Source organism: Nocardioides nitrophenolicus, from assembly GCF_016907515.1.
Lineage (GTDB): Bacteria > Actinomycetota > Actinomycetes > Propionibacteriales > Nocardioidaceae > Nocardioides > Nocardioides nitrophenolicus.
In genome coordinates, this window is sequence record NZ_JAFBBY010000001.1 from 3,493,591 (window position 1) to 3,507,358 (window position 13,768).

Genomic DNA, 13,768 nt, shown 5'->3' on the forward strand with positions numbered 1-13,768 from the left:
TTCGATCGGCACAGGCAGAGACAGGCTGACGACGCTGTCAGAGATGCCCCCATTGTGACAGCCCCCGCATCGCCCTGTTCAATCGGTTTCGCCATGCAAGCCTCCCTCGACCTGCGTCCCGTCGGCTATCTCCACCCCGACGCCGCGGCTCTCGTCGCCCGCGTCCAGGAGGAGTACGTCGAGCGCTACGGCTCGCCCGACGAGAGCCCCGTCGACCCGGCCGTGTTCGACCCGCCGGAGGGCCTCTTCCTGGTCGGGTACGACGGCGCCGAGCCGGTCGCGACCGGGGCCTGGCGCCGCTCCGGCGTGCGGGCGCTCGGCGGCACCAGCGCGGTGGAGGTCAAGCGGATGTTCGTGGTCGCCGAGCACCGGGGACGGGGCTTCGCGCGGGCGGTGCTGGCCGCGCTGGAGGACTCGGCCCGGGACGCCGGTCACGACCTGGTCGTGCTCGAGACCGGGCTGCGGCAGCCCGAGGCGATCGGGCTGTACCGCAGCGCCGGCTACGAGCCGGTCCCCGGCTTCGGGTTCTACCGCGACGCCCCGCTCTCGCGGTGCTTCGCCAAGCTGGTGTGAGCGGCCCGGGGCCGGCCGCACGGGGTCACTGGAAGCGCGCCGAGCGCTTCCACAGCAGCCGGGTGAGCAGCCAGTACACCGAGGCCCCGTCGGGCCACTGGGTGACGACCCGTCCGGACGGCGAGCGGAAGTAGTTGGGGGTCTGCGCGAAGGAGCTGGCGTCGAGGCGGCGCTTGAGCCAGCGGTTGAGCGCGGCGACGTACGACGCCTTCACCTCGACCGAGCGGGCGCCCCGCCGGCGCAGCTCGTCGAGGGTGCGCCCGATGAACAGCGCCTGCTTCTCCATGCCGAACACCGGGGCGTACCAGTTGGTGTTCGGGCCGTAGAGCAGGAACAGATTCGGCATCTCGTCGACGGTGATGCCGAGGAACGCCATCGGGTCCTCGCCCCACTTCTCCGCGAGCACGGTGCCGCCGCGGCCGACGACCTCGATCCCGGCGAGGAACTCCGCCGCGCGGAAGCCGGTCGCGGTGACCACGACCTCCGCGACGTGCTCCTCGCCGCTCGCGTCGATCAGGCCCTTCTCGTGCATGCCGACCACCGCCCGCGGGACCAGGGTCACGTCCTCGCGCAGCAGCGCCGGGTAGAAGGTCGAGGAGTGCACCGCGCGCTTGCCGAGGTACGCCGAAGTGGGGGTCAGCTGCGCCTTGAGCTCGGGATGGTCGGCGAAGACCTCGTCGAGGTAGCGCCGGCAGGCGTCGACCAGGGAGGTGTCGACGTCGCTGCCGGGCCGGATGATCCGGCCCCCGAGCCAGCGCCGCTCCAGGGCGAGGAAGAGCCGCCAGCGGGCGATCCGGCGGTGCACGGGGTGGCGCAGCCGGGCCCGCTCGGCGTCGTCGTACACCCGGCCGGCCTTGGGGTCCACCCAGCCGGGCTGGCGCTGGAAGACGGTGAGCTGGCTGGCCACGCCAGCGAGCTCGGCGACCACCTGCGCGGAGGTGGAGCCGGTGCCGACCACGGCCACCCGGCGTCCGGTCAGGTCCAGGTCGGCCGGCCACTCGGCGGTGTGGAAGATCTCGCCGGTGTACGTCGAGCGGCCGGGCCACTCGGGGTGGCGCGGGACGTTGAGCAGCCCGACCGCCGACACCACGGCGCGGAAGTCCGCGCTCTCCTCCTCGCCGGTCGCGACGTCCCGTGCGGTCACCGACCAGGTCGCGGACCGCTCGTCCCACACCAGCCGGGTCACCCGGCGGCCGTAGCGGAACAGCGGCAGCAGGCCGGCCTCGCGCGCGACCCGCTCGAGGTAGCGGCGCAGCTCGGCCCCGCCCGGGAACTCGCGGCTCCACTCGCCGGGCGCGAAGGAGTAGGAGTACATGACGGCCGGGGTGTCGACCTCGACGCCGGGGAACCGGTTGGCCCGCCAGGTGCCGCCCGGACCGTCGCCGGACTCGAAGATCGTGACCGCGTAGCCGCGCCGGTGCAGCTCGCGGGCGGCCGCGATGCCGGCGAAGCCGCCGCCGATCACGGCGACCCGAAAGCCGGTGGGACTGGATGAGGGCATGCTCGCGCCTCCCGATGACATGGGTTGGTGCCTCTCTGGCTGAAGGGGAAGGGTCAGAGGACCTTGCTGAGGAAGTCCCGGGTGGCGGGGTGCTCGGCACCCTCGGTGAGCCGGCGGGCCGGGCCCTCCTCGACGATGCGGCCGTCCTGGAGGAAGACGAACCGGTCGCAGACCTCGCGGGCAAAGCCGACCTCGTGGGTGACGATGATCGTGGTCATCCCGCCCACGACCAGGTCGCGGATCACCTGCAGCACCTCGTTGACCATCTCCGGGTCGAGCGCGGAGGTCGGCTCGTCGAAGAGCAGCGCCTTCGGGCGCATCGCCAGCGCCCGGGCGATCGCGACCCGCTGCTGCTGGCCGCCGGAGAGCTGGCCCGGGTAGGCGCCGACCTTCTCGGCCAGGCCGACCCGCTCCAGCAGCTCGACGGCGTGCGCGGTCGCCTCGCGCCGGGAGCGGCCGGCGACCTTGACCGGGGCCTCGATCACGTTCTCCAGCACGGTCTTGTGGGCGAAGAGGTTGAACTGCTGGAAGACCATGCCGAGGTGCTGGCGCTGGGCGGCCTCCCGGCGGGCGGGCAGCCGGTGGATCCGGCCGCGTCGTACGTGATGGCCGAGCAGCTCGCCGTCGAGCATCACGATGCCCTCCTCCGCACGCTCGAGCAGGTTGAGACAGCGCAGGAAGGTGCTCTTGCCGCTGCCCGAGCGGCCGAGCAGGCACACCGCCTCGCCCCGGCGTACGTCGAGCGAGACGTCGTGCAGCACCTGATGGCCGCCGAAGGACTTGCTGATGCCGCGGGCGCTGATCAGCGGCCCGTCGAGCGGCCGGTCGACCGCGGTCGTCGCCAGGGTGGTCATGTCGCGCTCCTCGCTGCCCGGGCCCGCGGACTGACCCGGGCGCTCGCGGATCGGCCGAGCCACCGCTCGAGATAGAACTGGCCGAGCGAGAGGATGCTGACCAGGATCATGTACCAGACCGTGGCCACCATCAGCAGCGGCACCACCTCGAAGGTGCGGTTGTAGATCTGCTGCACGGAGTAGAGCAGGTCCGGCACCGAGATGAACGCGACCAGGGCGGTCGCCTTGAGCAGGTTGATCAGGTCGTTGCTCACCGGCGGCACCGCGATCTTCATCGCCTGCGGGAACACGATGCGCCGGAAGATCCGGCCGGGCGGCATCCCCAGCGCGAGCGCGGCCTCCCGCTGCCCCGCCGGCACCGCGAGCAGCGAGGCCCGGATGATCTCCGAGGTGTACGCCGCCTGCTGCAGCCCGAACGCCAGCACCGCCGACCAGTACGCCGTCATCAGGTCCCGGGTCTCCCACGACCACCCGCCGCCGGGCAGCGGGATGCTGAAGGTCGGGTAGATCAGCGAGATGTTGAACCACAGGATCAGCAGCACCAGCAGCGGGACCGAGCGGAAGAACCACACGTAGACGCCGGCGGCGGCACGCAGCACCGGGTTGTCCGAGAGCCGCAGGTTGGCGATGAGCACCGACACCACGAGCGCCAGGCCCATCGACAGCGCGGTCAGCGTGATCGTGTTCTTCAGGCCGGTCAGGACCGGGTCGGAGAAGAAGTACGAGCGCACCGTGGCCCACTCGAAGGCCGGGTTCTCCACGATGCTCCACGCCAGCCGCACGGCCGCGGCGAGGAGGACCACGGCGAGCACGATCCGGAACAGGTGGAGTCGTCGCGCATGGGGGATCGCGGCGAGCTCGGCGAGGTGCTCGTCCCACGCGGCGCGCTCCCCGGTGCGGTCCGCCATCGTCTCGGTCACGACGCCGGCTCGGGGTTGAGCACCGACTTCTCGACGGCCATCTTCTCCGCGCCGTACTTCGCCAGGATCTCGGCGTAGGTGCCGTCCGCGATGATGTCGTCGGTGGCCTGGACCAGCTTCTCGGCCATGTCGTCGCCCTTCATCACGGCGAAGCCGATGTCGATCGCCTGGTAGATCGGGCCGGTGATCTTCCAGACGCCGGGCTCGGTCGTCACCTGGTAGGCCAGCCCGCTGCTCGTGGCGGTCACCGTGTCGGCGCGCCCGCTCTTGACCGCGAGGTCGGCGGTCGCCTGGTCGGCGAAGGTCTGCACGTCGATCGGGTCCTTGCCGTCGCCCTTGCAGGTCTTCGACAGGTCCTGCAGCACCGGCACCGGGCTGGAGCCCGCGGTCACGGCGACCGAGAGGCCGCACAGGTCCTCCATGGTGTCGCCGATGTCGATCCCGCCGTCCTTGACCCGGAAGCCGTAGCTCTCGACCAGGTTGGTGGCGAAGTCGAACTTCGCGAGCCGCTCGGCGGTGACGTCGACGCCCGGCACCCAGTCGTAGGTGCCCCGCTGCAGCCCGAGCAGCCCGTTCTCGAAGGAGGCCTGCTCGTTGTCGACCTCGAAGCCCATCGCCTCGCCGAGCGCGGTGGAGAGGTCGGGGAGCAGTCCGGCGAGCTCGCCCTTGTCGTCGAGATAGCTGTACGGCGGCACGCCGACCTGCTGCGGGATCACCAGCGTCTTCGCGTCGCCGCTGCCGCCGTCCTTGCCGGCGTCGTCGCCGGAGGAGCAGGCCGTGAGCGTCCCGGTCGTGGCGAGGGCGAGGAGGGCGATCCCGCTGATCCGGCGGCGCAGGGTGGGGGTGTTCGACATGGCGGGCTCCGTGGGGTCTCGGTCCGGCGTCGGGCTGGCCGGGTGCACCCACCGTAGGGACCGCCGATCGGCGGAGTCGATGTAGGATCCTTCAAAGAAATGCCGGCTGCCTTTGAGGATTCTCCATGCCCGTATCGGACGTGTTTCCGAAGGCCGGCGAGCCGTCCGCGACGATGTCGGCGACATTGCGCGACCTCGTCCACGCGCTGCGGCTGATCACCGACGTCCGCCTGCTCGGCGCCGCCGACCCCGAGCTCGCGCTGCGCACGCACCTGCTCGTCGACGCCGCCGCCCTGGGCGCCGAGCCGCTGCCGGAGGAGGTCGGCGCGGGCCTGCTGGTCCTCACCGGCGACGCCGCCGGCGAGCTGACGGCGCTGGCCGCCGACCTCGCCGCTCGGGCGCCCGGCGCGCTCCTGGTCCGCGACCCGGGGACTCCGGTCCCCGAGGCGCTGCTCGCGGGCGCGGTGGTCGTCGTACCTCGGGGGCCGGAGTGGTCCGCGCTGCTCGCCGAGGCGCTACGGGTGGTGGTCGAGCCGCGCCGCCACGACGTCGGCAGCGCCCGGCTCAACCGCGCCCTCGCCGAGCACACCGACCTCTTCGACGTCGCCAAGGCGCTCGGCGTCGCGACCGGCACGCTCATCTCGATCGAGGACGAGCGGGCCCGGGTGATGGCGTTCTCGCCCTACAGCGACCAGGCGGACCCGATCCGCCGGCTGGCCATCCTCGGCCGGGAGCCACCGCAGTGGCACGTCGAGCAGCTGCGCTCCGAGCGGGTCTACGACCGGCTCCGGGTCCCCGGCGCCACCGTCGAGCTCCCCCAGGCGGGCGAGGTGCGCCGCCGGCTCGGCATCGGGATGGCCGACCCGACCACCGGGGTCTACCTCGGCACCATCTGGGCCCAGGAGACCGACGTCCCGTTCGGGCCCGAGCTGGAGGACCACCTGATCGGCGCCGCGCGGTACGCCGCCCGCCTGGTCAGCCAGGCCCGGCAGATCCACTCGGTCAGCACCGAGCTGGTGCAGCGGCTGCTCGCGCCCGAGGGACCGGGGCCCGGGGACGACGTACCTCAGCTGCGGGTGCGGGAGCCGGCCAGCTTCACCCTGATCGGCATCGAGGCCGTCGACGACGACCACGCCGCCGAGTGGCTGCTGTCCTCCGAGGCCGTCGCGCTGCTCAGCATGCGCGCGGTGTCCCTGGCCGAGCAGGCCCTGGTGGCGCCGTACGGTGCCCGGCTCTACGTCCTCGCGCCCGGCCCCGTCGACCCGGCCCGCGACGTCGCCTGGGCGGAGCGGACCCTCGCCCACCTGCGGGCTCAGCGGCACGCCGGCTTCCGGGCCGCCGTCAGCTCCTCGGCCTCGGCGGGTTCGGTGCGCGCCGCCCGGGCCGAGATCGAGCGGGTGTGCGCGCGGACCGCGCCCTCGGCCGCCCGCCCGGTGGTCACCCTCGACAGCGACCGGACCGCGGTCCTGCTCGCGGAGTGCCTCGAGGCGCTGCCCCGCGCCGCCCTGCTCGACGACGAGCGCTTCCGCACCCTGGTCGAGTACGACGGCCGGAGCAGCATCGACCTGCTGGAGACCGCCCGGGTCTGGCTCCGCGTCCACGGTGAGTACGGTCCGGCCGCCCAGGCGCTGACCACCCACCAGAACACCGTCCGCTACCGGATCGGCCGGCTGGAGTCGCTCGCCGGCTACGACCTCGCCGACCCCGACGACCGGCTCCTCCTCGCCCTCCAGCTGCGCCTCCACGACCAGGTGTGAGGCTCGGGTTGTGCGCCGACCCGGCAGAAAGTGGCTCGGGGTTTGCGCCGACCCGGCAGAAAGTGGCTCGGGGTTTAGGTCGACCCGGCAGAAAGTGGCTCTTCGCGGGTCACTTTGTGCCGGGTCGACCCGGTTTGCGAGCAAGTTTCTGCCGGGTCGCGCCCTTACGGGAGCCAGTTTCTGCCGGGTCAGGTCACGTCACGCCGCCGGACCAACACGATGCTGGCGACGACCGCGACGACGACGTACGCCGCGACCGTCAGCGCGGCCCGGGTGCCGGGGACGGTGTCGACGACGCCGGGGGTGCCGTCGCCGGTGCCGACGCCGACGATGGAGCCGATCAGCGAGCCTGCCGACGTGCCGGGGAGCACCTCGGTCAGGCTCTCGACCCAGCCGAGGAGCCGGCCGACACCGCGCAGCAGGTTCTCCACGACCAGCGCCCAGACCAGGCCGAGCCCGACCGACAGCGCCGGTCCGAGGGCCAGGGTGCCGAGCAGGAAGCCGAGCAGGGCCCACATCTCGAGGACCAGGAAGCCCGCGCCGAAGGCCTGGACGACCGAGCCGGCCGAGGGCAGGACGACGTCCTGCGACTCGGTCGAGGCGATCAGCAGCGAGACGCCGAGGTCGACCACGAAGGTGACGACGAGGGTGCCGACGACGATCGTGGTCAGCGACAGGACCGAGCCGACCAGCGCCGGCGTACGACGAACGCCCTGGGAGAACAGGGTCTTCCAGGTGCCCCAGCCGTAGCCGTTGCCGGCGACCAGCGCACCGAGCACCATCATCAGCGCGCCGCCGAACATCGGCATGCCCTGCAAGAAGACATCGGGTACGGCGTCCGGCATCATCTGGGCGAGCTGCTCGGCCCGGGTGGTGCCCTCGTCGGCGAAGCCCGGCTCGCCGCTGGTGTAGGAGAGGTACGTGAACAGGTAGCCGAACAGCAGGCTCAGCACCAGCCAGGCGCCGAGGGTGATCCACACCGCCGGCCAGGCACGCAGCCGGACCAGCTCGGCGCGGGCGCTGCGGGTGGTGTCGCGGGTGGTCGCGGTCAGCGTGCTCATCGGACGGACTCCTTCTGCGTCATCTCGAAGAAGACCTCTTCGAGGCTGCGCTCGGCAGCGGTGATCTCGTGGACGTCGACGCCCGCGCCGACCAGGGCCCGGGTCACGTCGGGTGCGCGGTCGGCGGGGAGCGTGAGCAGCAGGCCGCCGTCGGCGCCCCGTCGTACGCCGTCGTCGCCGGCCAGCCGCATCGCGACGGCCAGCGCCGTCGGCTCGGGCGTGGCCCGGACCCGCAGCGACACGCCGCCGCGCAGCTCGGCCACGGTGGACTCGCGCAGCAGCCGGCCGTCGTCGATCACCCCGACCCGGTGGCAGATCTCCTGTACCTCGGCCAGCAGGTGGCTCGACAGCAGCACGGTCTGCCCGCCGCGGGCCAGGTCGACGACCAGTGCCCGCATGTCCGCCATGCCCGCCGGGTCGAGTCCGTTGGTGGGCTCGTCGAGCACGATCAGCTCCGGGTCGCCCATCAGGGCGGCCGCGACGCCGAGACGCTGCTTCATGCCTAGGGAGTAGCCCTTGAACCGGTCGTCCCCACGAGCGGCGAGGTCGACCCGCTCCAGCACCCGCTCGACCTCGGCGTCGGGCAGGCCCCGGTGCCGGGCCAGGACGCGCAGGTTGGCGCGTCCCGAGAGGTACGGGAAGAAGCCCGGTCCCTCGATCAGCGCACCCACCGACGTCGACGCGTACGACGACCCGGAGGTGGGCCGGATCAGGCCGAGCAGCATCCGCAGGGTCGTGGTCTTCCCGGCACCGTTGGGGCCGAGGAAGCCGTAGACCTCGCCGCGCCGCACGGTCATGGTGACCTTGTCGACGGCGACCCGGTCGCCGTAGACCTTGGTGAGCTCGTCGGTGGCGGCCACCGTGTCTCGATCTGCGTTCATGGCTCCACGCTCGCCGCTCGGCGGCCCCGACGCGTCCGCCCGGAGGCGGCCGCGTCGTACGCAGGACTGCGTACGGACGAGGCGCTCGTCGTCGTACGACGACGGGTCGATGCTCGCCTAGGTTCGCTGCATGGACACGAACATCTGGCTGGCCCGGCGCTGGTGGCTGATCCCGGTCGCGGTGATCATCACCGGCGGCTCGTTCGCCGTGAACCTCGGGCACGGTGGAGAGGTCGACGCCGACGTGCTCGGGCGGGTGCTGTCCGTCGGGTTCGCGGCAGGGGCGGCGTGCTCGCTGCTGCTGCTCGACCGGTTCCCCCTGCTGCTGGTCGCGACCGGCGCGCTGAGCGGCGGGTACTTCGCCGTCGGCGGTGAGAACGGGCCGATCTTCTTCGCCCTGATCGTCGCCTCGTTCGTGCTCGCGACCCGACGTCCGGTCCCCACCTGGTTCCCGCTGCTGCTCGCCGCGGCGGTGCTGATCTGGGCGGGCCTGCTGGTGCGCGGCCTTCGGTGGGACCACCTCGCCGTGGGGGCGTGGCAGGCGATCGGCATCGGCGCGCTCGTGTCCGCGGCGGCCGCGATCGGCACCATGCTCCGGCAGGGCCGCTCCGCCTGGGTCGACCGCACCTCGCGGGCCGCCGCCGAGGAGCGGTTGCGGATGGCGCAGGACCTCCACGACGGCGTGGGGCACGGGCTGGCCGTGATCGCGATGCAGGCCGGCGTGGCGCTGCACGTCCTCGACCGCGACCCGGCCGCCGCCCGCAGCAGCCTGGAGGCGATCCGGACGACCAGCCGCGAGGCGCTGGACGCGCTGCGCACCGAGCTCGCGACGATCGCGGGGGAGCCGGCCCCGCGCCGGCCGGCGTACGGCGTCGAGGCGATCCCGGCCCTCGTCGAGCGGGTCCGCTCCGCGGGGCTGCGCCTGGAGGTGATCGGCGAGCCTGGTGAGCTGACCCCGGCGTCCGGTGCGGCGGCGTACGCCGTGCTCCAGGAGGCGCTGACGAACGTGCTGCGGCATGCCGCCGCCTCGACCGCCACCGTGGTCTGGGAGCGGGGCACCGACACGGTCGCGCTGCGCGTCTCGGACGACGGGCACGGCGGCGCGGTGCAGGATGAGGGCATGGGCATCAGCGGCATGCGCACCCGGGTCGAGGCGCTCGGCGGCAGCTTCCGGGCCGGCCCGGTTCCGCACGGCGGCTTCGAGGTCAGTGCGGTGCTGCCCGCATGACCGCGGCCATCAGGGTCGCGCTCGTCGACGACCAGCCGCTGGTCCGGATGGGCCTGGCGACCCTGATCGCCGCCGAGCCGGACCTGGAGCTGGCCGGCGAGGCGGCGGACGGACGCGAGGGGCTGGCCCTGCTCCGTCGTACGACGCCCGAGGTGGTGCTCTGCGACATCCGGATGCCGGTGCTGGACGGCCTCGGCCTGCTGGCCGAGGTCGCCGCCGACCCGGCCCTGGCGGCGGTGAAGGTGGTGATGCTGACGACCTTCGAGCTCGACGAGTACGTCTTCGAGGCGCTGCGCAATGGCGCCAGCGGCTTCCTGCTCAAGGACGCCGAGCCGACCGCGATCCTCGACGCGGTCCGGGTGGTGGCCGAGGGCGGATCGCTCCTCGCCCCGTCGGTGACCCGCACCGTCATCGACCACTTCGGCGCCGGCCGCGCCGAGCGCCCGCACCCGCGGATCGGCGATCTCACCGACCGCGAGCGCGAGATCCTCGGCTGGGTGGCGACCGGCCGCTCCAATGCGGAGATCGCGGAGGCGCTCGTGGTCAGCCCCGACACCGTCCGCACGCACGTCAGCCGCGCGATGGTGAAGCTCCAGGCGCGGGATCGGGCGCAGCTGGTGGTCTTCGCGATCGAGTCCGGGCTGCGGCGTACCTGATCCGCCGACCCGGCAGAAACTGGTCTCGGATTCGCGCCGACCCGGCAGAAACTAGCTCGCGCGCGGGCCACTTTCTGCCGGGTCGGCGGATCCTGCGCGCAACTTTCTGCCGGGTCGGCGGGATCTGAGGCCCACTTTCTGCCGGGTCGATCAGCGAGACCGGCCACGAACATCGTCCGGTACGTCGAGCCCCGGCAGGTTGTCCGGAGCCGGGACCGGTACGTCGAGCACCCGCCGGACCGGCACGTGGCCGCCCCAGATCCCCGCCGCCACGTCCTCGGGCTCGTCGACCGGGGCCCCGGCGCGGGCCTTCATCGACGCCTCCGCCAGCGGTACGCCGAGCACCGCGGTCGCGGCCAGCTCCTTGCGGGTGCTGGGGCGCAGGGTCGCGGACCGGCCGGGGATCATGTGGTCGACGATCAGGTCGAGGGCGCGCTGGCGCTCGGCGGGGTCCTCGACGACCCGGGCCCGGCCGATGACGACGGCCGAGCGGTAGTTCATCGAGTGGTGGAAGGCCGAGCGCCCGGCGACCAGGCCGTCGAGCTCGGTGACGGTGACGCACACGGTGGTGTCCGCGGACTCGCGCAGCCACCGGGCCGCGACCGAGCCGTGCACGTAGAGCGTGCCGCCCTCGTCGGGGCCGTCGGTGTCGACCGCGTACGCCGTCGGGAGGACGACCGGATGCTCGCCGACGGTGACGCCGAGGTGGGCGACGAAGGCGTCGGCGAGAAGGGCGAGCAGCTCGGCCCGCTCGGTGACGGCGCGGTTGCGCCCGCGGCGGATCCGGGTGCGGTCGGTGGGCTCCATGACGACGCTCATGGGACTATCGTGGATCGGAAGTGGCCTGTGCGCACGGGCCAGTTCCCCGATAGATCGACAGGCCAATTCCGATGCTGCCCGTTCGCCTCGACCGGACCGACCCCCGACCGCTCGGCACCCAGCTCGCCGACCAGGTTCGGCAGCTGGTGCTCGACGGCGCCCTCGCCCGCGAGGACCGGATGCCCGCCACCCGGCGGCTCGCGGCCGACCTCGGCGTGTCCCGGTCCGTCGTCGAGCAGGCCTTCGACCAGCTGCTCGCCGAGGGCTGGCTCGAGGCCCGGCAGGGGTCCGGGACCTGGGTCGCCGGCGGCACGACCGGCCGGCCCGCGGCGCCGCCCCGCCGTCGTACCACCGTCGAGGAGCGGCCGCTCGTCCTGCTCGACGCGGGCACCCCCTGGATCGACCCCCGGCACCAGGCCGTCTGGCGCCGGGCCTGGCGGGAGGTGTCGGTGGCCACGCCCCCGCGGGGGTACGACGACCCGCGCGGCCTGCCCAAGCTGCGTGCCCTGCTCGCCGAGCGGCTCGGCCGCACGCGTGGCCTCGCGGTCGACGCCGAGCGGGTGCGGGTCACGGGCGGCACCGGCGCCGGGCTGCGGCACCTGCTCGCCGTCCTGCCGCGCGACGCGGTGGCGGTCGAGGATCCGGGCTACCGGGCCGCGGTCGCGACGGTGCGCGAGTCGGGTCGTGCGGTCCTCGACCTGCCGGCGCTCGGGCCGGTCACCGACCTGGCCGGCTGCGCCGCCGCCTACGTGACGCCCGCCCACCAGCACCCGCTCGGTCGGGTCATGCCCGCCGCCGACCGGCTCACCCTGCTCGCCACCGCGCGCCGCGACGAGGCACTGGTGATCGAGGACGACTACGACTCCGAGTTCCGCTACGACGTCGCGCCCGTGCCTGCCCTCGCCTCGCTCGACCGCGACCGGGTGGCCTACCTCGGCACCGCCTCCAAGGCGATCCTGCCGTCGCTGCGGCTGGGCTGGTCCGTCGTACCCGACCGGTTGCTCGACGCCTACGACGCCCACCGCTCGCTCACCCACGACGCACCGCCCTGGCCGGTGCAGCGGGCGCTGGTGACCCTGCTGCGCGACGGGTACGTCGACGCCGTGGTCCGCTCCGCCCGCCGGGTGTACGCCGAGCGGGCGCCCCGGGTGGTCGCGGCCCTGTCGCCGTACGCCGAGCTCGCGGGCCCGGTCGCCGGGATGTACTCCACCTGGCTGCTGCCCCACGCCCGCGCGGCGCGGGTGCGCGCCGCCGCCGAGGACGCGGGCTTCCTGGTCAACCTGCTGCGCGACTACTGCCGGTCGGCCCGGCTCAGCGGCCTGGTCGTCGGCTTCGGTGGGCCTACCGACGAGGAGCTGGACCGGGCGCTGGACGTGCTGGTGCGGGCGCTCAGCTCCTCGGCTCGCCGATCTTGACCGGCCGGCCCGCGAGGTAGCCCGCGCTCGCCTGGACGACCCCGAGGCCCACGAGCAGGGCGCAGGGGAGCGCCCAGCCGCCGGAGCTGTGGTGCAGGATGCCGACGAGCAGCGGGCCGCCGGCGGCGAGCGCGTAGCCCACGCTCTGGGCCATCGTCGACAGCGACGCCGTGTCGGCGGTGGAGGTGGTCCGCATCGCGAAGAAGGACAGGGTCACGGGGAACACCGCGCCGCCCGCGCCGAGCAGCGCCGCCCAGACCCAGGCGCCGGCGTGCGGCGCGAGCCAGAGCCCGGCCCAGCCGGCCGCGGTGAGGACGGTGAGGAGCAGCACCAGGTGGCCCTGGTGGCGCAGCCGGGCGGCGACGCTGGGGGCGAGGAAGAAGAAGGGCACGCCGAGGGTGATGCTGATCGCGAGCAGGACGCCGGCGGTGGCGTCGCTGAACCCGGCGTCGGCGTACAGGCTAGGGAGCCAGCTCATCATCACGTAGGCGTAGAGCGACTGGGTGCCGAACAGGACGGTGACCGCCCACGCGGTCGGGTTGCGCCACATGGCGGCGCCGCGGACGGCGGAGCGGGCCGGGTCGTGCCGGCGGCAGTACGGCGCCCACGCGAGCGCCGCGGCGACGGCGAAGACGGCCCAGACGCCGAGTCCGGCCCGCCAGGAGCCGGCGGCGTCGGCGATCGGGACGCTCGCGGCCGCGCCGCTCGCCGAGCCGAGGGAGAGGATCGCGGTGTAGGCGCCGGTCATCAGGCCGACCCGCTCGGGGAAGTGCTCCTTGACGATGGCCGGGATGAGCACGTTGGCGAGCGCGATGCCCGCGGTGGCGACGGCGGTGCCGGCGACGAGGGCGGGGGCTCCGTCGAGGATGCGCAGCACCAGGCCGACGGTCAGCAGCCCGAGCGCGCCCTCGAGCCCGCGGTCGACGCCGACCTTGCGGGTGACGACCATCGCGGTGGCGCCGACGGCGGCGAAGCACAGCACGGGCAGCGAGGTCAGGATGCCCTGGGTGGCGGGGGAGACGCCCGCGTCGCCGAGCCGGTCGAGCAGCGCGCCGAGGCTGGTGATGGCGAGCCGGAGGTTGAACGCGACGAGGAGGACCGCGACGGTCAGGCCCATGCCCGCCCGCCCGCGCGCGCCGCGCGGGCCGGTGGATGCGTGCGGCGACCGGGCGGCGGCATCATGGACCACGGCGGACATGTCGCCTAGGATACGCAGACATCCGATCATTGGACGAATAACCGGAAGGAA

13 protein-coding genes are annotated in these 13,768 nt (G+C 73.6%); 5 read left to right on the plus strand and 8 right to left on the minus strand.

All coding sequences use genetic code 11. The features are described from left to right. Positions 1-93 precede the first annotated feature (93 nt). Positions 94-573 (plus strand): GNAT family N-acetyltransferase, encoded by a 480-nt coding sequence (locus JOD66_RS17045; protein ID WP_204838034.1) that lies wholly within the window; start codon positions 94-96, stop codon positions 571-573. Between the two features lie 25 nt (positions 574-598). Here JOD66_RS17045 and JOD66_RS17050 read toward each other — a convergent pair whose 3' ends face one another. From JOD66_RS17050 to JOD66_RS17065, 4 genes are read right to left on the minus strand one after another with little or no spacing between them, the layout of a single operon-like run. After that, positions 599-2,074 carry a flavin-containing monooxygenase gene (locus JOD66_RS17050; RefSeq protein ID WP_204838035.1) on the minus strand — a complete coding sequence of 492 codons (1,476 nt, stop codon included), beginning with the start codon at positions 2,072-2,074 and terminating at the stop codon, positions 599-601. Positions 2,075-2,127: 53 nt separating this feature from the next. Beyond that, positions 2,128-2,919: an amino acid ABC transporter ATP-binding protein gene (locus JOD66_RS17055; protein WP_443678823.1), complete on the minus strand. Its 792-nt coding sequence runs from the start codon at positions 2,917-2,919 to the stop codon at positions 2,128-2,130. A gap of 5 nt (positions 2,920-2,924) precedes the next feature. After that, on the minus strand, positions 2,925-3,848 hold the full coding sequence (locus JOD66_RS17060) for an amino acid ABC transporter permease (protein WP_204838037.1): 924 nt from the start codon (positions 3,846-3,848) through the stop codon (positions 2,925-2,927). Continuing rightward, positions 3,845-4,702: a transporter substrate-binding domain-containing protein gene (locus JOD66_RS17065; protein WP_204838038.1), complete on the minus strand. Its 858-nt coding sequence runs from the start codon at positions 4,700-4,702 to the stop codon at positions 3,845-3,847. The genes JOD66_RS17060 and JOD66_RS17065 overlap by 4 nt, the downstream gene beginning before the upstream one ends. 125 nt (positions 4,703-4,827) lie before the next feature. Here JOD66_RS17065 and JOD66_RS17070 point away from each other — a divergent pair, with 125 nt between their 5' ends. Beyond that, on the plus strand, positions 4,828-6,459 hold the full coding sequence (locus JOD66_RS17070) for a helix-turn-helix domain-containing protein (RefSeq protein ID WP_204838039.1): 1,632 nt from the start codon (positions 4,828-4,830) through the stop codon (positions 6,457-6,459). 188 nt (positions 6,460-6,647) lie between these two features. Here JOD66_RS17070 and JOD66_RS17075 read toward each other — a convergent pair whose 3' ends face one another. Then, positions 6,648-7,520 (minus strand): ABC transporter permease, encoded by an 873-nt coding sequence (locus tag JOD66_RS17075; RefSeq protein ID WP_204838040.1) that lies wholly within the window; start codon positions 7,518-7,520, stop codon positions 6,648-6,650. Then, positions 7,517-8,401 (minus strand): ABC transporter ATP-binding protein, encoded by an 885-nt coding sequence (locus JOD66_RS17080; RefSeq protein WP_204838041.1) that lies wholly within the window; start codon positions 8,399-8,401, stop codon positions 7,517-7,519. The genes JOD66_RS17075 and JOD66_RS17080 overlap by 4 nt, the downstream gene beginning before the upstream one ends. A gap of 130 nt (positions 8,402-8,531) precedes the next feature. Here JOD66_RS17080 and JOD66_RS17085 point away from each other — a divergent pair, with 130 nt between their 5' ends. Both JOD66_RS17085 and JOD66_RS17090 read left to right on the plus strand, forming a co-directional pair. Then, positions 8,532-9,629, plus strand: coding sequence for a sensor histidine kinase (locus JOD66_RS17085; protein WP_204838042.1), 1,098 nt, complete (start codon positions 8,532-8,534; stop codon positions 9,627-9,629). Continuing rightward, positions 9,626-10,285 (plus strand): response regulator, encoded by a 660-nt coding sequence (locus JOD66_RS17090; protein ID WP_204838043.1) that lies wholly within the window; start codon positions 9,626-9,628, stop codon positions 10,283-10,285. Before JOD66_RS17085 ends, JOD66_RS17090 begins: the two co-directional genes overlap by 4 nt. Before the next feature lie 150 nt (positions 10,286-10,435). Here the strand turns inward: JOD66_RS17090 and JOD66_RS17095 are convergent, their stop codons facing one another. Continuing rightward, positions 10,436-11,104, minus strand: coding sequence for a pyridoxamine 5'-phosphate oxidase family protein (locus JOD66_RS17095; RefSeq protein ID WP_204838044.1), 669 nt, complete (start codon positions 11,102-11,104; stop codon positions 10,436-10,438). Positions 11,105-11,175: 71 nt separating this feature from the next. Between JOD66_RS17095 and pdxR the strand changes: the two genes are divergently transcribed. Then, positions 11,176-12,519, plus strand: a complete 1,344-nt coding sequence (gene pdxR / locus JOD66_RS17100; protein WP_239545278.1) for a MocR-like pyridoxine biosynthesis transcription factor PdxR — start codon at positions 11,176-11,178, stop codon at positions 12,517-12,519. Here pdxR and JOD66_RS17105 read toward each other — a convergent pair. Next, a complete protein-coding gene (locus JOD66_RS17105) occupies positions 12,494-13,717 on the minus strand; it encodes an MFS transporter (RefSeq protein ID WP_204838045.1) in 1,224 nt (407 codons plus the stop codon). The two genes, pdxR and JOD66_RS17105, sit on opposite strands and share 26 nt — an antisense overlap. Between the last annotated feature and the right edge of the window lie 51 nt (positions 13,718-13,768).